A 17,817-nucleotide genomic window follows, 5' to 3' on the forward strand; every position below is an offset into this window, starting at 1 on the left:
GTCACACCTCCCTGGAGTCCGAGCCGACGTTGGCCGGCTCCCGCTCGGCGACCACGCGCCTGGTGCGCGGGCTCGGTGGTACCTGAAGATCCATCGGCGGCAACGGGAAACTGCCGTGCGGCCGGCTGTTGACCTGCTCCTGGAGCGACGGCTTCGGCTCCTTCTTCCGGCTCGGCCAGAAGAGCGTGGCCAGCAGCAGGACGCCGGCGCCGATGCCGGTGGCGACGAGCCGGTCCTTGGTCTGCCAGTCCTCGATCGAGCGGAGCCCGGCCAGGACCAGGATCCAGATCAGGTTGATCGGGAGCAGGACCTTCCAGCCGAAGCGCATGAACTGGTCGTACCGGAGCCGGGGCAGCGTGCCCCGCAGCCAGACGAAGACGAAGACGAGGATCAGCACCTTGCCGAAGAACCAGAGCATCGGCCACCAGCCTGAGTTGGCGCCGGCCCAGAAGGTGGTGATCGGGGCCGGGGCCCGCCACCCGCCGAGGAAGAGCGTGGTGGTGACCGCGGACATGGTGACCATCGAGACGTACTCGGAGAGCATGAAGAGCGCGAACTTCAGCGAGCTGTACTCGGTCATGAAGCCCGCGACCAGCTCCGACTCCGCCTCGGGCAGGTCGAACGGCGCCCGGTTGGTCTCCCCGACGGTGGCGATGAAGAAGATGATGAAGCTCGGCAGCAGCAGGATCGCGTACCAGCCGGGGGCCTGGATGTCCGCGCCGAGGACGTTCAGCTGCGTGCCGTGCGCCTGGGCGGCGACGATCCCGCTGGTGGACATCGTGCCGGCGGTCATGAACACCGCCACGATGCTCAGCCCCATCGCGACCTCGTACGAGATCATCTGGGCGGTGGACCGGAGACCACCGAGCAGCGGGTACGTCGACCCGGAGGCCCAACCGCCGAGCACGATGCCGTAGATGCCCATCGAGGAGCAGGCCAGCAGCACCAGCACCGCCACCGACACGTCGGTCACCTGCAGCGGCGTCCAGTGGCCGAAGATGCTGACCTTCGGGCCGAACGGCACCACCGACAGCGCGGTGACCGCGCAGATCACCGAGATGGTCGGGGCGAAGAAGTAGACGACCTTGTCGGCGGTCCGCGGGAGGATGTCCTCCTTGAAGGCCATCTTCAGACCGTCGGCGAGGGTCTGCAGCAGGCCGAACGGGCCGACCTGGTTGGGTCCGGGCCGCACCTGCATGTAGCCGACGACCCGACGCTCGAACCAGACGCCGAGCAGCGTGGCCAGCAGGCCGAAGACGAACGCGAAGACGATCTTGATAAGGACCAGCCACCACGGGTCCTTGCCGAAGTCGGCCAGCGTCGGGTCCTGCGCCGCGAGGTAGAGGTTCACTGGACACTCCCGGTGTTGAGGAGCGGACCCGGGCGGCCGTCCGCGTCCGCGGCGACGCGCCCGGCCGGTACGGCCGGAGCGTCGACCGACGCGGCGGTGACCTGCACGACATCGCCGGACGTAGCGCCGAGGCTGCGCCGGACGGTCGAGCCGGGTGAGTTGGTCGGCAGCCAGACGACGCCGTCCGGCATCTCGGTGATCGCCGCCGGCAGGGTGACCGCGCCGCGGTCGGTGCCCACGGTCACCGGGTCGCCGTCGGCGACGCCGAGCGCCTCGGCGATGCCCTTGCCCAGCCGGACCACCGGCGGGCGGGCGGTGCCGGCGAGGTGCTCGTCACCGTCGGTGAGGCTGCCCAGGTCGATCAGCTGGTGCCAGGTGGCCAGCACGGCCTCGCCCGGCCCAGGCTGTTGGACGGCGCCCGGCTCGACGCTGGGGGCGGCCGGGGCATCCACCCGGGTCGGCGGCAACGCGGCCAGCTCGCGGCGGACGCTCGTCACGTCGCCGGTGCCGAGCCGGACGTCGAGCTGCGCGGCCAGCGCGTCGAGCACCCGCCCGTCGCTCATCGCCGCGGTGTCCAGCACCTTCTCGAAGGTGCGCAGCCGGCCCTCCCAGTCCAGGAAGCTGCCGGCCTTCTCGACCACCGGGGCGACCGGGAAGACCACGTCCGCCCGGCGGGCCACCGCGCTCATCCGCAGTTCCAGGCTGACCAGGAACGGCACCGCGTCCAGGGCCTGCTCGGCCAGGCGCGGGTCGGCCACGTCGGCCGGGTCCACCCCGGCCACCACGAGGGCGCCGAGCTGTCCATTGGCCGCCGCGACGAGGATGCCGTCGGTGTCCCGGCCGGCCTGGCTGGGGATCACCCCGGCCGCGATGTCCCACGCCTCGCCCAGCTCGGCGCGGGCGGCCGGCTCGGTGACCAGGCGGCCACCGGGGAGCAGGTTGGGCAGGCAGCCCGCGTCGACCGCGCCGCGGTCACCCGCGCGCCGCGGCACCCAGGCCAGCTTGGCCCCGGTGCGCCGGGCGACGTCCGCCGCGGCGGAGAGCCCACCGGGCACCGCGCCCAGCCGCTCGCCGACGATCAGGATCGCGCCCGGCTGGCTCAGCGCCTCGGCCACCGTGGCGTGCTCGGCCAGCACGCTGGCCTCCTCGCCCGGCACCACCCGGGCCAGCTTGGCGCCGAGCTTCTCCAGGCCGCGCGTCGCGAACGGCGCGATCGCGTACACCGTGAGCTTCTTCTGCTGGTACGCCTTGCGCAGTCGCAGGAAGAGGATCGGGCACTCCTCCTCCGGCTCCAGGCCGACCAGCACCACCGCGGGCGCGTTCTCCACGTCCGTGTAGGTCACGTCGGTGACCCCGGCGACGCTGCTGGCCAGGAAATCGGCCTCCTCGCGGGAGACCGGGCGGGCCCGGAAGTCGATGTCGTTGGTGTGCAGCGCGACCCGGGCGAACTTGGCGTAGGCGTAGGCGTCCTCGACGGTCAGCCGTCCGCCGGTCAGCACGGCCGTGCCCGGCCCGCCGTCCCGGGCGGCCCGCAGGCCCTCGGCGGCCCGGGTCAGCGCCTCGCTCCAGGACGCCTCGCGCAGCTCACCGGTCCGCTCGTCGCGGACCAGCGGGGTGGTGAGCCGGTCGAACGCCCGGGCGTACTGGAAGCCCCAGCGGCCCTTGTCGCAGTTCCACTCCTCGTTCACCGCCGGGTCGTCGCCGGCCAGCCGGCGCAGCACCTTGCCGCGCCGCCAGTCCGTGCGCTGGGCGCAGCCGGCCGAGCAGTGCTCGCAGACGCTCGGGGTTGAGACCAGGTCGAACGGGCGGGCCCGGAACCGGTACTGCGCGCCGGTCAGCGCGCCCACCGGGCAGATCTGCACCGTGTTCCCGGAGAAGTACGAGTTGAACGGCACGTCGCCCGCGTCGCCGTCCTCGCCGTACGCGTCGTCCCGGTAGATGTTGATCTCCTCGGCGGACGACCGGTTCATCAGGTCGATGAACTTGTCACCGGCGATCTCCTCGGAGAACCGGGTGCAGCGCTGGCAGAGCACGCACCGCTCGCGGTCGAGCAGCACCTGGGTGCTGATCTCCAGCGGCTTCTCGTACTCCCGCTTGTGCTCGTGGAACCGGGAGTCCGTCCGGCCGGTGGACATCGCCTGGTTCTGCAGCGGGCACTCGCCGCCCTTGTCACACATCGGGCAGTCCAGGGGGTGGTTGAGGAGCAGCAGCTCCATCACCCCCTCCTGCGCCTTCTTGGCGACCGGCGAGGTGAGCTGGGTCCGCACCACCATGCCGTCGGCGACGGTCTGGGTGCAGGAGGCGACCGGCTTGCGCTGGCCCTCCACCTCCACCAGGCACTGCCGGCAGGCGCCGGCCGGAGCCAGCAGCGGGTGGTCGCAGAAGCGCGGGATCTCGGTGCCCATCTGCTCGGCGACCCGGATCAGCAGCGCCCCCTTGGGCGCGGTGACCTGGACGCCGTCGATGGTCAGGGTGACGGTCTCGGTCTGCTTGGCTACGTCGGTCATCAGTGGGCTCCCACCAACTGCTTGTCGGAGAGCTTCGGCGCGGTACGTCCCTCGATGTAGTCGAGGTAGTCCTGCTTGAAGTACTGCAGCGACGAGGTCACCGAGCTGGTCGCACCGTCACCCAGACCGCAGAACGAACGGCCGAGAATGTTGTCGCAGGTGTCGAGCAGGGTGTCCAGGTCCTCGTGGGTGCCCTGACCGGCGAGGATCCGCCGGTAGACCCGGACCATCCAGTAGTTGCCCTCGCGGCACGGGGTGCACTTGCCGCACGACTCGTGGTGGTAGAACTCCAGCCACCGGTACGTCGCGTACACCGGGCAGTCCTGGTCGGAGAAGATCTGCGTGGCCGTGGTGCCCAGGATCGAGCCGGCCGCCGCCACCCCCTCGAAGTCCAGCGGCACGTCCAGGTGCTCGGCGGTGAGCAGCGGCGTTGACGAGCCGCCCGGGGTCCAGAACTTCAGGTTGTGCCCGGGCTGCATCCCGCCGGCCAGCTCGATCAGCTCGCGCAGGGTGATCCCCATCGAGCACTCGAACTGGCCCGGGTTGGCGATCCGGCCGGAGAGCGAGTAGATCATCGGGCCGGACGACTTCTCCGTGCCCATGGTCCGCCACCAGTCCGCGCCACCGAGCACGATGTAGGGAACGCTGGCGATGGTGCCGACGTTGTTGACCACGGTCGGGCTCGCGTAGAGGCCGTGGGTCGCCGGGAACGGCGGGCGCAGCCGGGGCTGGCCCCGGAAGCCCTCCAGCGAGTCCAGCAGCGCGGTCTCCTCGCCGCAGATGTACGCCCCGGCGCCGGAGTGCACCACCAGCTCCAGGTCGAAGCCGCTGCCGAGAATGTTCCGGCCCAGGTAGCCCTTGGCGTATGCCTCCTGCACGGCGTTGCGCAGCCGGCGGGCGGCGTGCACCGCCTCACCCCGGATGTAGATGTAGGCGCGGTTGGCCCGGATCGCGTACGAGGCGATGATCACGCCCTCGACCAGCGAGTGCGGGTCGTGGGTCATCAGCGGCAGGTCCTTGCAGGTGCCCGGCTCACCCTCGTCGGCGTTCACCACCAGGTAGTGCGGCTTGCCGTCACCCTGCGGGATGAACCCCCACTTGAGGCCGGTCGGGAAGCCCGCGCCACCCCGGCCACGCAGCCCGGAGTCCTTAATCAGCTGGATCAGGTCGTCCGGGTGTGCCCTGAGCGCCTTGCGCAGGGCGGCGTAGCCGTCCAGCTTCTCGTAGGTGCCGATCCCCCAGGCGTCCGGCGACAGCCAGCGCTTGGTGAGCACCGGCGTCAGCTTGGCCAGCGTCTCCGGCCGAGGAGTGGTCACTTCTTGGCCTCCGCTTCCTTGAGGTTGCGCTGCTGCGCCCCGGCCCCGTCGCCGGCCGGCTTGCGGTCGGCGGCCGGCGGGTTGGCCGCCGCACCCGCGGCCTGGGCGGCCTTGGCCTGCTCGGCGGCCTTGTCGGCCTCGGCCTTGCTGCGGATCGGAGTGTTCGGGTCGAAGCCCGGCACCGAAATGCCGTGCTGCTCGGCCAGGCGCAGGCCGCGCAGGGTCGGCTCGCCCGGGCCGCCGTCGGCGACCGCGCCCTCCCGCTCGTCGGCGAAACCGGCGAGCTGGACCGACATCTCCTTGAGGCTGCAGAGGCGGGCGCCCCGGGTCGGCATCGGCCGGCCGCCGGCGCGCAGCTCCTCGACCACACCGAGCGCGGTCCGCGGGTCGACCCCGTCGAAGAAGTCGTAGTTGACCGTCATCACCGGGCCGTAGTCGCACGCCGCCAAGCACTCGGCGTGCTCCAGGGTGATCCGGCCGTCCTCGGTGGTCTCGTCGTGCCCGACGCCCAGGTGCTCGGCGAGGGTGTCGTAGACCTCCTGGCCACCCAGCACGTTGCACATGGTGTTGGTGCAGACGCTGACCAGGTAGTCGCCGGTCGGCTTGCGCTTGTACATGGTGTAGAAGGTGGCCACCGCACCGACCTGGGCCTTGTTCAGGCCGAGCACCTCGGCGCAGAACTCGACGCCGGCCGGGGAGACGTAGCCCTCCACCGACTGCACCAGGTGCAGCAGCGGCAGCAGGGCCGAGCGGGACCGGTCCGCCGGGTACCGGGCGATGATCTCCCGCGCCCGGGCCCGGGTCTCTTCAGTAAACACAGTCATCAGCGCCGCCCTCCGTTCGCGACTGCGCGGCTCGCAAGCTCACTCCTCGCGCTCACCGGTCACAACCCCCCATGACGGGGTCCAGCGAGGCGCCACCGGCGATCACGTCGGCGATCAGGCCGCCCTCGGCCATCGCCGGGAGGGCCTGCAGGTTGATGAAGCTGGGCTCCCGGTAGTGCACCCGGTACGGCCGGGTGCCACCGTCGGAGACCGCGTGCACGCCCAGCTCGCCGCGGGGCGACTCGATGCCGACGTACACCTGGCCCGGCGGGACCCGGAAACCCTCGGTGACGAGCTTGAAGTGATGGATCAGCGACTCCATCGACTGACCCATGATCTTGGCGACGTGCTCCAGCGAGTTGCCCATGCCGTCGACGCCGATGGCCAGCTGCGCCGGCCAGGCGATCTTCTTGTCGGCCACCATCACCGGACCGGGCTTGCTCAGCCGGTCCACCGCCTGCTCGACCAGCTTGAGCGACTCCCGGATCTCGGCGAGCCGGACCTGGTAGCGGCCCCAGACGTCGCCGTCGGTGTGGGTCGGGACGTCGAACTCGTACGTCTCGTAGCCGCAGTACGGCATGGTCTTGCGCAGGTCCCAGGCGAGACCGGCGGAGCGGAGCACCGGACCGGTGACGCCGAGCGCCAGGCAGCCGGTCACGTCGAGCACCGCGACGTGCTTGGTGCGCTCGACCCAGATCGGCTGGCCGGAGAGGAGGTCCTCGTACTCCTTGAGCTTCTTCGGCATCATCTTCAGGAAGTTGCGGATCTTGACGATCGCGTCGTCCGGAACGTCCTGCGCCACCCCGCCCGGCCGCACGTACGCGTGGTTCATGCGCAGGCCGGTGATGGTCTCGAAGATGTCGAGGATGTACTCCCGCTCGCGGAAGCCGTACAGCATGATCGAGATCGCGCCCAGCTCCATGCCGGTGGTGGCCAGCCAGACCAGGTGCGAGGAGATCCGGTTGAGCTCCATCATGAGCACCCGGATGGTGTTGGCCCGCTCGGTGATGTCGTCGGTGATCCCGAGCAGCTTCTCCACCGCCAGCGCGTACGCCGTCTCGTTGAACAGCGGGGCGAGGTAGTCCATCCGGGTCACGAAGGTCGAGCCCTGGACCCAGTTCCGGTATTCGAGGTTCTTCTCGATGCCGGTGTGCAGGTAGCCGATGACCGAGCGGGCCTCGCGGACCGTCTCGCCCTCCAGCTCCAGGATCAGCCGGAGCACGCCGTGCGTGGACGGGTGCTGCGGACCCATGTTGACGACGATCCGCTCGTCGTTGATCGGGTCGGTGCCGGAGACGACCGTGTCCCAGTCCCCACCGGTGACGGTGAAGACCTTGCCCTCGGTAGTCTCGCGCTCGGTCGCGTAGTTCGACGTCGTCACTGGTACGACCTCCGCTTGTCCGGCGGCGGGATCTCCGCGCCCTTGTACTCGACGGGCACGCCGCCGAGGGGGTAGTCCTTGCGCTGCGGGTGCCCCTCCCAGTCGTCCGGCATGAGGATCCGGGTCAGGTTGGGGTGGCCGTCGAAGACGATGCCGAACATGTCGTACGTCTCCCGCTCCTGCCAGTCGGCGGTCGGGTAGACGCTGGTGACGCTCGGCAGGTGCGGCTCCTCGGCGGAGACCGCGGCCTCCAGCCGGACCCGGCGCCGGTAGGTCATCGAGGTGAGCTGGTAGACGACGTGCAGCCGGCGCTCCTCCGCGCCCAGGTAGTCCACGCCGGACACCGAGGAGCAGAGCTCGAAGCGGAGCGCCAGGTCGTCGCGCATCACCTGGCAGACCTCGGCGATCCGCTCCGGGCGGACGTGCAGGGTCAGCTCGCCCCGGTCGACCACGACCTTCTCGATGGCGTCGCCGAACTCGGGGTACGCCTCCTCCAGCGCGTCCCGGACCTCGTCGAAGTAGCCGCCGTACGGCCGGGGGCTGTCCTCGATCGCCGTGCGCTGCCGGACCAGGCCGCCGAAGCCGGAGACGTCGCCGGTGCCGTGGATGCCGAACATGCCGCGGCCGGCGGGGCTGGCCGGCGGGAGCTCGGCCGGTGCGCCGCTGGTGGCGCCGGCCGGCGGCACCGGTACCGGCACGCCGCCGTTGTTGTTGCTGTCGTTTGGTGCGGTCACTTCGGGCCCCCGTGTGCGTGGAGGTGGTTCTGCGCCTTCATCCAGTTCTCGATCCGCAACTGCTCCTCGCGCCCCTCGCGGACCGCCCTGGTCCACTCGGCGCGCCGGGCCTTGTCGTTGCGGTACGACGACGGCATCGAGCCGTACGGCACGACCGGCACGTCACCGCGCTCCTTGCGGGCCTCCAGCATCTTGCGGCCGTTCGGACCCAGCGGCTCGTACATGATCTTCTCGCGGAGCTTGAGGATCGCGTCGATGAGCATCTCGGGCCGGGGCGGGCAGCCCGGGAGGTACATGTCGACCGGGACGATGTGGTCGACGCCCTGCACGATGGCGTAGTTGTTGAACATGCCGCCGCTGCTGGCGCAGACGCCCATCGAGAGCACCCAGCGGGGCTCGGCCATCTGGTCGTAGATCTGGCGCAGGACCGGGGCCATCTTCTGGCTCACCCGGCCGGCCACGATCATCAGGTCCGCCTGCCGGGGCGAGGCCCGGAAGACCTCCATGCCCCAGCGACCCATGTCGTAGTGCGGGCCACCGGCCGCCATCATCTCGATGGCGCAGCAGGCCAGGCCGAACGTGGCGCCCCAGACGGACGACTTCCGCGACCAGTTGACCAGCTTCTCGACGGTGGTGAGCAGGACGCCGGAGGGAAGCTTCTCCTCGATGCCCATCTGCGTACCTCCCTCAGTCCCAGTCCAGGCCGCCGCGCCGCCAGACATAGGCGTAGGCGACGAAGACCGCGACGATGAACAGGACCATCTCCACGAAGCCGAAGATCGGCAGGGCGTCGAAGGAGACCGCCCAGGGGTAGAGGAAGATGATCTCGATGTCGAAGACGATGAAGAGCATCGCCGTCAGGTAGAACTTGATCGGGAACCGACCGCCGCCGACCGGCTGCGGGCTCGGCTCGATACCGCACTCGTACGCCTCGAGCTTGGCCTTGTTCAGACGCCGGGGGCCGGCGAATCGGGCGGCGGCCACGGAGAACAGCGCGAACCCCGCGGCGAGGGCGAACAGCCCGATGATGGGTGCGTAAGGAGAGAGCGTCATCGTTGTCTCCTGCTCGTCCTTCCCTGACCTCGGTGGTTGGCAAAAATCACACTATTCACGTCCCTCGTGACCTCGGCCGGCGGGGGTCGATCTTTGTCGGCGCCCGCGGCCTCATCGGCCGCCGGCGCCGTTGTCAGACTGCCGGCGCCACCCGCGTCATCGCGTTGATGACCCGGTCCATCGCGTCCCCGCCGCGCGGGTCGGTCAGGTTGGCCAGCAGCTTGAGCACGAAGCGCATCAGCATCGGGTGCGGCATGCCGTGCTTGGTGGCCAGCCGCATGATCTCCGGCCGGCCGATGAGCTTCACGAAGATCCCGCCGAGCCGGTAGTAGCCACCGAAGCGGGTCTTCAGCTCCTGCGGGTACGCCATCAGCGCCCGTTCCCGCTCGGCGCCGGCCGGCCGGGCGAGCGCCTGCACCGCCACCTCGGCGGCCAGCTCGCCGGACTCCATCGCGTACGCGATGCCCTCGCCGTTGAACGGGTTGACCATGCCGCCGGAGTCGCCGACCAGCATCGCCCCACGGGTGTAGTGCGGCACCCGGTTGAAGCCCATCGGCAGCGCGGCGCCGAGGATCGGCCCCTCAGCGTTCGCCTCGTCGGTCATCCCCCAGTCCTCCGGGGTGTTGGCCAGCCAGTCGGTGAGCAGCCGCCGGTAGTTGGTCTTGCCGAACGCGGCGGAGGAGTTGAGCACGCCCAGGCCGACGTTGACCCGGCCGTCACCGAGGCCGAAGATCCAGCCGTAGCCGGGCAGCAGCGCGTCGCTGCCCTTGGCCCGCAGCTCCAGCCACGACTCGAGGTAGTCGTCGTCGTGCTTGGCGGGCGAGCGGTAGTAGCGGCGGACCGCCACGCCGATCGGCCGGTCCTCCCGCTTGGCCAGCCCGAGGGCGAGCGGGAAGCGGCCGGAGACGCCGTCCGCGGCGACCACCAGCGGGGCGTGGAAGGTGGCCAGCTCCTTGTCCGGGCCCACCTCGGCCTGCACGCCGATCACCCGGTCGTCGGCGTCGAGCACCGGGCCGGTCACGTTCACGCTGGTCCGTAGCTTCGCCCCGGCGGCGACGGCCCGCTGGGCGAGCAGATCGTCGAAGTCGAGCCGGGTCCGGACCAGGCCGTAGTTGGGGAAGCTGGCCAGGTCCGGCCAGTCCAGTTCCAGGCGTACCCCGCCGCCGATCACCCGCAGGCCCTTGTTGTGCAGCCAGCCGGCCTCGGGCGAGGTGTCCACGCCCATCCGGATCAGCTGCCGCACGGCCCGGGGGGTGAGCCCGTCGCCGCAGACTTTCTCCCGGGGAAACTCGGTCTTCTCCAGCAGCAGCACGCGTACGCCGTGCCGCGCCAGGTGGTACGCCGTCGCCGATCCTCCGGGACCGGCGCCCACGACGATCACGTCGGCGTCGTTCTCCACCGCGGTCATCTGCGCCTCCTCCCGCATGCTCGTGAAATGGTTCACAAGCCGATCGGGTTGGAGTCTATGACCGGGGTTACACCTGGAGGCGGTGAGGGGTACCTAACTTCGCGAAAACGGGCCGGTAGGAGTCCATTTCGACGTCACGGGCGGGCGGAAGTGGCCGGCCCGAGGCCGGCGTCGAGGCGGATCGCCTCCGGCAGGTGCTCGCGCAGCGCGCCGCCGGCCGCCCGGTCGAGCGCGGCCAGCACCTCCGCGACCACCTGACGGACATCGGCGGGATCCGCGCCGGCCAGCTCCTTGAGCTGCGCGATGAGTTCCGCGGCGTCATCGTCCGTGGCCACCTGCTCGGGTCCCGTCATGGGCCGAGCCTACGAAACTAAGTAGACCAAAAACGGATATTCACGAAATAGGGTGGTTTGCCCTGCCTCTGGCGACAGGCCGGCCCGTCGTCAGTCCCGGACTGCCCGGTGCAGAGCGACGACGCCGCCGGTGAGGTTGCGCCAGGCCACCCGGCTCCACCCGGCCGCGCCGATCCGCGCGGCCAGCGCCGCCTGATCCGGCCAGGCCCGGATCGACTCGGCGAGGTAGACGTACGCGTCGGGGTTGCTGGAGACTGCGCGCGCCACCGCGGGCAGCGACCGCATCAGGTACGACAGGTAGACCGTGCGGAACGCCGGATTGACCGGCGTGCTGAACTCGCAGACCACCAGCCGGCCGCCCGGCCTGGTCACCCGGGCCAGCTCGCGCAACGCCGCGTCGGTGTCGTTGACGTTGCGCAACGCGAAGGAGATGGTGACCGCGCCGAAGCTGGCGTCGGCGAAGGGCAGCCGCAGGGCGTCCCCAGCCAGCAGCGGCACCGCCGGGCGGGTGCGCTTGCCGGCGTGCAGCATGCCCAGCGACAGGTCGGCGCCCACCGCGTACGCGCCGGAGTGGGCCAGTTCCTCGGTCGAGACGCCGGTGCCCGCGCCCACGTCGAGCACCCGCTCCCCCGCGCTCAGTCCGAGCGCCTCGCGGGTGGCCCGCCGCCAGAACCGGTCCTGCCCGAAGGAGAGGACGGTGTTGGTCAGGTCGTAGCGGGCCGCCACGCCGTCGAACATCGCGGCGACCTCGTGCGGCTGCTTGTCCAGGTTGGCGCGCTGGCCCTGCGGGGTACGACTCACCCCTCCACTCTGCCAGCCGGGCCGCGGGCCGCCCTCGACGGGTGCCACCCCCGGACCCGCCGAGGGCGGGACAGTGCGGAGACAGTGGGGGCGGGATGGTTCACCATCCCGCCCCCACTGCCGTGCGTTATGTGAACGGCCCTCGCGGGCCGATGGAGGACGACCGTCAGGCGGTCGGCTTCTCGTCGCCCGGGGTCACCAGGACCACCCGACGCCGACGGGCGATCAGGAACATCGCGCCACCCGCGAGCAGCACGGCCGCGCCGATACCGCCGATCAAGCCGGCCTTGGCACCGGTCACCGGCAGGCCACCCTCGTCACCGCCGGCACCACCGCCGCCACCGGAGCCGCCCTTGGCGGCCACCACCACAGCGTAGTCGTCGGTGTTGTCCGAGTTGTCCACATCGGCCACCTGGGCTGCCGCCGCACGCACCCGGGCGTGCTCGAAGATGGTCTTCCGGGCCTGCTTCACCAGGCCGGCATCCACCGGCGCCTCCGCCAGGGCGTCCGCCACCAGCGAGCCGCCCGGCAGGGTGGACGGCGCCTTGACGCCGGTCGCCACCTTGATCGGGAAGGCGATGGTCAGCAGCTCGTCCGGCGCCAGCACGAGGCCGGGGTCGGCGCAGTTGGCGGTGCGCCGGTCGGCCGTGTACTCGCAACCCTCGTACTCGTCGGTGAAGGTGACGCCCGCCGGCGCCCGGAGCGTGATCTTGACGCCCTTGGCGACCATGTCACCCTGGTTGAAGATCTCGCCGATCACGGCGGTCTCGTCGCCCGGGTACAGCGCCTGCCCGGCCTGCTCCAGCGTGTCAATATCGATCTTGGTCTTGACGTCCGGCACCACCACGCCGAGGTCGACGCCGGGCTCGCCGTCGAACTTCAGCTCCACCGCCTTCAGGTTGTTGTCCGGAGTGGTGTCGTCCGGCGACCGGAGGAAGAAGCCGATGGTCGAGGAGGAGGCGCTCGGCGTGCCCTCCGGGCGCTTGACCGTGACGACCGGGAACTCCAGCGTCTCGCCCGGACCCGGAATCTGGTCCGCCGGCACCTCGCACACTATGGCGGAGATGAGGTCGGACTTGCAGTTCTCACCGATGGGGAGGGTGCTGATCCGCTCATCGGCGGCGCCGGACAGGTCGACGCCGACCGTCAGGGCCTTCGGGGTGCCCGGCCCGTTGTTCTTGACCTTCAGCCAGCCGATCTTCTCGCTCGCGCCCTGGGCCACCTTGACGCCGGCGACCGAGACCTCCAGGTCGGCCTTGGTGTCGGCGGCCTGAGCCGGAGAGCCCGCCATCGGGACCACGCCGGCCGCGAGCAGCGCCGCCGCTCCGATGCTGAGTTGGACCCGCTTCCTCATGTTCATCTACGAGATGCCCCCGTAATGCGATCTGTGACGATGGACCCGGGGAGGCTATCGACCGATCGACACGTGCGCCATCCCACACACGGGGACCCCGAGCGGCCGCATCACGGACGAGGCCAGTTTGCCCCATATTGATATCGGTTATCGGCGCCACCAGGCACCGTCGGATGCCGGCTGGCCAGCAAGTGCGACCCGTCCGGCCGACCCGAGGTCGGATGTTCGGCCGAGCGCGGCTGGGCGGTGGCCACCGGAGCGACGCCACGCCGACCGGGATCGGGGAAACGTCCCCAGGGGAAGCAGACAGTGGGGCGGGATGGTGAACCATCCCGCCCCACTGCCGTGCGTTATGTGAACGGCCCTCGCGGGCCGATGGAGGACGACCGTCAGGCGGTCGGCTTCTCGTCGCCCGGGGTCACCAGGACCACCCGACGCCGACGGGCGATCAGGAACATCGCGCCACCCGCGAGCAGCACGGCCGCGCCGATACCGCCGATCAAGCCGGCCTTGGCACCGGTCACCGGCAGGCCACCCTCGTCACCGCCGGCACCACCGCCGCCACCGGAGCCGCCCTTGGCGGCGACGATGACAGCGTAGCCGTCGCTGTTGTCGCTGGCGTCGACATCCTTGGCCTGCATGCCCTCGACGTTCTTCGGCAGCTGCTTGACGGGCTTCGCGCGGGTGATGGACGGCACGGCGCCGACCGGCTCGACCGACACCAGGCCGCCGGTCAGGGCACCCGGCTTCACGCCGGACCCGACGTTGAACAGGTGGTAGAAGCCGTACGCCGAGTACAGGTTGTCGTCCTCGCCGGTGTCCTGGTCCTGCGGGATCAGGCCGAAGTCCGCGTAGGTGCAGGTGAAGGTGGACTTGTCGGCGGAGTACTCGCAGTCCTGCTCGGTCTCGGCCGGGGTCACGCCCTTGGGCAGCTTCACGGTGATCTTGAGACCCGCGGTCGCCTGGTCACCCTGGTTGGCGACGAAGTAGGTCAGCGCGGACTGGCCACCCGGGTGCAGGCCACCCGAGTAGACCGGGTTGCCGTCGACGATCTTGGCAGCCTGCTTGACGTCGTCGGCGACGACCGCGAGGTCCGGGCCACTCTCGTCGGAGAGCTCGAGCGTGGCGGACGCGCTGTTGTTCTCCGCGTTGGTGTCGTCCTTCGAGATCAGCTTGAACGACAGCGGCGCCTGGTAGGTGCCCGTGACACTGGACTTGAAGAGGAAGAGCGGCAGGTCGACGGTCTCGCCCGGTCCGGGCAAGTCCGCCTTGGGCACGTCGCAGGTGAACGCCGTCGGCGGCTTCTCCTCGTCGGCGTCGAAGTCGCAGATGTCCTCCCCAGCGAGCGGCACGGCGGCGACCTTGTCGAAGTCCACCTTGGAGACGTCGACCTCGACGGTCAGCTCGCTCGGGGTGTTCTTGCCGAGGTTGGTGACCTTGACGAAGGCGGCCTTGAACTCGGCGTTGGCCGCGACACGCGTGCCCGCGACCTTCAGCTCAAGGTCGGTCTCGGTGCCGGCGGCGTGGGCGGGCGCGCCGAAGGCGGTGATCGCCCCGGAGGCGAGCAGCGTGGCAGCGCCGAGCCGCACCAGCGGCCGGTTACGGAAGATCATGAAATCAATCCCCCCGCGGGATCGGTGAATGAACGGGGACGAGCGGGCACGTTAGCGGCCCGCCAACACCCCCGCCACCCCACACGCCGAACCTTCACCACCTGCGCGGCTAAGAGTCACTTAAGGATTGCCCGAATTGATGGCTCTTGACACCGACGGCCCCGGACGAGCCTCCGTAGAACGGCTGACAGGAAAGGCCCATCGACAGCCAACCATTGGCCGTTCGGCCGACCGCCTGCCGGCCGGAGGTGGTCACCGACCGTGCCTGGGCGGGCGCGACCGGTGGCCGGGACTGGCTCAGTTGACCTCGACGAGCGGCAGTGACTTCCCGGCCCCGCCACCCGGCAGGGCGATCGAGGAGAAGTGCGAGACCACCCGGTCGTCGCTCGGGTCGTCGGCCGGCGTCCGGTGCACCGCGAGCCGGTGGTAGAGGGTGTCCCGCTGCGCGGGGATCCGGTCGGCGCTGCGGATCATGCCGATCAGCTCGTGCAGATTGGACCGGTGCCGGGCGCCGGCCGAGGAGATGACGTTCTCCTCCAGCATGATCGAGCCGAGGTCATCCACCCCCATGTGCAGGGCGAGCTGCCCGACGTCCTTGCCGGTGGTCAGCCAGGACGCCTGCAGGTGCGGCACCGTCTCGAAGAAGAGCCGGGCCACCGCGACCAGCCGCAGATACTCCATGGTGGTGGCCTGGGTGCGGCCCTTGAGGTGATTGTTCTCCGGCTGGTAGGTCCACGGGATGAATGCCCGGAACCCACCGGTGCGATCCTGCACGTCGCGGATCATCCGCAGGTGCTCGATCCGCTCGGCGTTGGTCTCGCCGGTGCCCATCATCATGGTCGCGGTCGACTCGAGGCCCTGCCGGTGCGCCAGCTCCATGACCTCCAGCCAGCGCGCGCCCGACTCCTTCAGCGGGGCGATTGCCTTGCGTGGCCGGTCCGGCAGCATCTCGGCGCCGGCGCCCGCGATGGAGTCCAGCCCGGCCGTCTTGATCCGGGCGATGGCCTCGTCCAGGCTCACCCCGGAGACCTTGGCCATGTGCAGGATCTCGCTTGGGCCGATCGAGTGGATGGCGAGCTGGGGGTACGCCTTCTTGACCGCGGAGAAGAGCTCCTCGTAGTACTCCACGCCGTAGTCCGGGTGGTGGCCGCCCTGGAGCATGACCTGGGTGGCGCCCAGCTCGACCGCCTCGCCGCAGCGGCGCAGGATCTCCTCGGTGGGGTGGGTCCACCCCTCCTTGTGCTTCGGCGCCCGGTAGAACGCGCAGAACTTGCACGCCGTCACGCAGACGTTCGTGTAGTTGATGTTGCGGTCGATCAGGTAGGTGACGATGTTGTCCGGGTAGCGCCGACGGCGCACCGCGTCCGCCGCCTCGCCCAGCGCGTGGAAGGGCGCCTCGGTGTAGAGCAGCAGGGCCTCCTCGGGCGTGATCCGCCCGCCGTCCGCGCCGCGTTGCAGGATGTCGTCGATCTCCCGGCTCACCGTCACAGCACCGAGCCTACGCCCGCCAGAGGCCACGCCTCGTCGGGGTGTTCCGCGATGTGACGTGCTCAGCGGGACAACGAAGAAGGTGATCTTCGCCTATCGTGCGGTGGTTCTCCGGCCTCTGACAAGGAAAAGTCATGACCGCACCGTTCCCGAACCCGCCTCAGGTCCCGCCCGCGCCGCAGCCGGTGGCCGCGCCCGGCACCACCCCCCTCACCTGCCGCTGCTGTGGATCGATCCCGGCGATCAAGGCGACGCTGCACGGGCACCAGGGCTTCCTCATCTTCATGCGCGTGCTCACCCAGCACGGCCCGTACTGCCGGGAGTGCGGCATCGCCACCTGCCGCGACATGAGCGCGAAGACCCTCTGGCAAGGCTGGTGGGGCTTCCTCTCCATGATCATCACCCCGCTCATCCTGATCGGGAACCTCATCACCCGGGTCCGGCTCGGTCGCCTCGGCGAGCCGATGCCCGGCGCGCCGGGCATACCCGCGGTGCCAGGCAAGCCCGTGTTGCGGCGGGCCGCAGCGTTCGGCCTCGTCGCGCCCGTGGCCATCGCCTTCGCTGTCGGCTGGGCCATTTCCAGTGACCCGGCCTACGCCGAAGTCGGCGCGTGCGTCAGCGCCGAGGGCACCAGCACGAACCCGGATGTCACCGTCGTCGACTGCGGCGACCCGGCAGCCGCGTACGTCATCCTCGGCAAGGTCGAGGACACCACCGACGATGCGAAGTGCGAGCAGTTCCCGGGCACGGTCGCGAGCTACACCGAAGAGCAGAACTCGCGGAAGCTCCTGCTGTGCCTCGGCCAGAACGGGTGACAGTTCATTCCTGGCCGCTGCCCGCTGCGTGCCGGTCCCGGATCACGGACGGACCGGCACGCGGCGTGGCTTCCGGCGTCGTAGTCGAACGGGTCCCCGCTGGACGGTGAATCAGCTCATCCCGGGGCTCGCCACCGGGAGGCCCACCGTCTTCGCCGCGTCCAGCAGCCGCTGGTCGTAGGTGACGAACGCCGCGAAGTCTGCGCCTGCCTGGCGGGCCAGGATCTCCGCGGTCGCGAGGTGGACCGCGTCCAGGCTGCGCAGCAGCGGTTCGGCGTAGGCGCCAGCGGCGGCCCGGACAGCGGCGTCGATCTCGACGCGGTAGAGCCGCCCCAGCACCGACGGAACGCCGACCAGCGCCTGCGGTGCGGCACGCCGGAGGGCCCGGGGCACCTCCACCTCGACCAGAGCCGAGGACACCAGAGATGTCCCGGCGCGCTCGTTGAGCCAGCCGACCAACTCCGGGGTCCCCTGCTCCCGGCGAAGAAGCTTGATGACCGCCGCGGAGTCGAGGTAGATCACCAGCGCTCCTCGTCCCGGGATTCGGCGAGGACGGCCGCGACGTCGACCGTGGGGTCACCGAGCACCGGCGGAATCGGCAAGGGTCCGGCCGAGGTCGGGGCCGTGGCCCGCCCCTCGGACACCAGCCGGCCGAGAAGCGCGTCGCCAGCCAGGATCGGCACCAGGCGAGCGATCGGCTCGCCCCGGTCGGTCACCTCGACCGTCTCGCCGGCGCGGACCCGCGCCAACACCCTGCTCGTGTGCTGATTCAGCTCCCGGACCGCGATCTGCTCCACCCGACAAGTGTAGAACGAGACG

At 70.5% G+C, this 17,817-nt stretch carries 17 protein-coding genes; 1 reads left to right on the top strand and 16 read right to left on the bottom strand.

The genetic code is table 11. From position 1 onward, the window contains the following. Position 1: 1 nt before the first annotated feature. The 14 genes from nuoH to mqnC form a co-directional block, all read right to left on the bottom strand. Complete coding sequence (gene nuoH / locus A6A27_RS09010) at positions 2–1,351, bottom strand: NADH-quinone oxidoreductase subunit NuoH (RefSeq protein ID WP_073834094.1); 1,350 nt, start codon at positions 1,349–1,351, stop codon at positions 2–4. Next, positions 1,348–3,858 carry an NADH-quinone oxidoreductase subunit G gene (locus tag A6A27_RS09015; RefSeq protein ID WP_073834095.1) on the bottom strand — a complete coding sequence of 837 codons (2,511 nt, stop codon included), beginning with the start codon at positions 3,856–3,858 and terminating at the stop codon, positions 1,348–1,350. Before A6A27_RS09015 ends, nuoH begins: the two co-directional genes overlap by 4 nt. Continuing rightward, positions 3,858–5,174, bottom strand: coding sequence for an NADH-quinone oxidoreductase subunit NuoF (gene nuoF, locus A6A27_RS09020; protein WP_073834096.1), 1,317 nt, complete (start codon positions 5,172–5,174; stop codon positions 3,858–3,860). The genes A6A27_RS09015 and nuoF overlap by 1 nt, the downstream gene beginning before the upstream one ends. After that, the gene (gene nuoE, locus A6A27_RS09025; protein WP_073834097.1) at positions 5,171–5,998 is read right to left on the bottom strand and encodes an NADH-quinone oxidoreductase subunit NuoE; all 828 of its coding nucleotides are present in this window, start codon (positions 5,996–5,998) and stop codon (positions 5,171–5,173) included. Before nuoE ends, nuoF begins: the two co-directional genes overlap by 4 nt. Positions 5,999–6,050: 52 nt before the next feature. Further along, the gene (locus tag A6A27_RS09030; RefSeq protein ID WP_073834098.1) at positions 6,051–7,379 is read right to left on the bottom strand and encodes an NADH-quinone oxidoreductase subunit D; all 1,329 of its coding nucleotides are present in this window, start codon (positions 7,377–7,379) and stop codon (positions 6,051–6,053) included. Next, complete coding sequence (locus A6A27_RS09035; protein WP_073834099.1) at positions 7,376–8,113, bottom strand: NADH-quinone oxidoreductase subunit C; 738 nt, start codon at positions 8,111–8,113, stop codon at positions 7,376–7,378. The genes A6A27_RS09030 and A6A27_RS09035 overlap by 4 nt, the downstream gene beginning before the upstream one ends. Continuing rightward, positions 8,110–8,787, bottom strand: a complete 678-nt coding sequence (locus A6A27_RS09040; protein WP_073834100.1) for a NuoB/complex I 20 kDa subunit family protein — start codon at positions 8,785–8,787, stop codon at positions 8,110–8,112. The genes A6A27_RS09035 and A6A27_RS09040 overlap by 4 nt, the downstream gene beginning before the upstream one ends. A 13-nt stretch (positions 8,788–8,800) precedes the next feature. Further along, complete coding sequence (locus A6A27_RS09045) at positions 8,801–9,166, bottom strand: NADH-quinone oxidoreductase subunit A (protein ID WP_073834101.1); 366 nt, start codon at positions 9,164–9,166, stop codon at positions 8,801–8,803. Positions 9,167–9,299: 133 nt separating this feature from the next. Beyond that, a complete protein-coding gene (locus A6A27_RS09050) occupies positions 9,300–10,574 on the bottom strand; it encodes a geranylgeranyl reductase family protein (RefSeq protein WP_073834219.1) in 1,275 nt (424 codons plus the stop codon). A 134-nt stretch (positions 10,575–10,708) separates the two neighbouring features. After that, positions 10,709–10,927: a hypothetical protein gene (locus tag A6A27_RS09055; protein ID WP_073834102.1), complete on the bottom strand. Its 219-nt coding sequence runs from the start codon at positions 10,925–10,927 to the stop codon at positions 10,709–10,711. A 90-nt stretch (positions 10,928–11,017) separates the two neighbouring features. Further along, a complete protein-coding gene (locus tag A6A27_RS09060) occupies positions 11,018–11,728 on the bottom strand; it encodes a demethylmenaquinone methyltransferase (protein WP_073834103.1) in 711 nt (236 codons plus the stop codon). A gap of 166 nt (positions 11,729–11,894) precedes the next feature. Beyond that, a complete protein-coding gene (locus tag A6A27_RS09065) occupies positions 11,895–13,082 on the bottom strand; it encodes a hypothetical protein (RefSeq protein WP_073834104.1) in 1,188 nt (395 codons plus the stop codon). A gap of 389 nt (positions 13,083–13,471) precedes the next feature. Beyond that, positions 13,472–14,695 (bottom strand): hypothetical protein, encoded by a 1,224-nt coding sequence (locus tag A6A27_RS09070; RefSeq protein ID WP_073834105.1) that lies wholly within the window; start codon positions 14,693–14,695, stop codon positions 13,472–13,474. 297 nt (positions 14,696–14,992) lie between these two features. Continuing rightward, positions 14,993–16,183, bottom strand: coding sequence for a cyclic dehypoxanthinyl futalosine synthase (gene mqnC / locus A6A27_RS09075; protein WP_073834106.1), 1,191 nt, complete (start codon positions 16,181–16,183; stop codon positions 14,993–14,995). A gap of 134 nt (positions 16,184–16,317) precedes the next feature. Between mqnC and A6A27_RS09080 the strand changes: the two genes are divergently transcribed. Further along, positions 16,318–16,998, top strand: a complete 681-nt coding sequence (locus tag A6A27_RS09080) for an LppU/SCO3897 family protein (RefSeq protein WP_073834107.1) — start codon at positions 16,318–16,320, stop codon at positions 16,996–16,998. Between the two features lie 111 nt (positions 16,999–17,109). Here A6A27_RS09080 and A6A27_RS09085 read toward each other — a convergent pair whose 3' ends face one another. Together A6A27_RS09085 and A6A27_RS09090 are read right to left on the bottom strand one after the other, a co-directional pair. Continuing rightward, positions 17,110–17,520 (bottom strand): type II toxin-antitoxin system VapC family toxin, encoded by a 411-nt coding sequence (locus A6A27_RS09085; RefSeq protein ID WP_073834108.1) that lies wholly within the window; start codon positions 17,518–17,520, stop codon positions 17,110–17,112. Beyond that, complete coding sequence (locus A6A27_RS09090) at positions 17,517–17,795, bottom strand: type II toxin-antitoxin system Phd/YefM family antitoxin (RefSeq protein ID WP_073834109.1); 279 nt, start codon at positions 17,793–17,795, stop codon at positions 17,517–17,519. Before A6A27_RS09090 ends, A6A27_RS09085 begins: the two co-directional genes overlap by 4 nt. Positions 17,796–17,817 lie beyond the last annotated feature (22 nt).

This window comes from Micromonospora sp. CB01531, from assembly GCF_001905095.1.
Taxonomy (GTDB): domain Bacteria; phylum Actinomycetota; class Actinomycetes; order Mycobacteriales; family Micromonosporaceae; genus Micromonospora.

What these genes read in the sequence shown, in the direction of transcription:
- A6A27_RS09015 (WP_073834095.1), bottom strand. Translation starts at nt 3,858, where the DNA reads ATGACCGACGTAGCCAAGCAGACCGAGACCGTCACCCTGACCATCGAC.
- nuoE (WP_073834097.1), bottom strand. Translation starts at nt 5,998, where the DNA reads ATGACTGTGTTTACTGAAGAGACCCGGGCCCGGGCGCGGGAGATCATC.
- A6A27_RS09040 (WP_073834100.1), bottom strand. Translation starts at nt 8,787, where the DNA reads ATGGGCATCGAGGAGAAGCTTCCCTCCGGCGTCCTGCTCACCACCGTC.
- A6A27_RS09045 (WP_073834101.1), bottom strand. Translation starts at nt 9,166, where the DNA reads ATGACGCTCTCTCCTTACGCACCCATCATCGGGCTGTTCGCCCTCGCC.
- A6A27_RS09050 (WP_073834219.1), bottom strand. Translation starts at nt 10,574, where the DNA reads ATGACCGCGGTGGAGAACGACGCCGACGTGATCGTCGTGGGCGCCGGT.
- A6A27_RS09055 (WP_073834102.1), bottom strand. Translation starts at nt 10,927, where the DNA reads ATGACGGGACCCGAGCAGGTGGCCACGGACGATGACGCCGCGGAACTC.
- A6A27_RS09065 (WP_073834104.1), bottom strand. Translation starts at nt 13,082, where the DNA reads ATGAGGAAGCGGGTCCAACTCAGCATCGGAGCGGCGGCGCTGCTCGCG.
- A6A27_RS09070 (WP_073834105.1), bottom strand. Translation starts at nt 14,695, where the DNA reads ATGATCTTCCGTAACCGGCCGCTGGTGCGGCTCGGCGCTGCCACGCTG.
- A6A27_RS09080 (WP_073834107.1), top strand. Translation starts at nt 16,318, where the DNA reads ATGACCGCACCGTTCCCGAACCCGCCTCAGGTCCCGCCCGCGCCGCAG.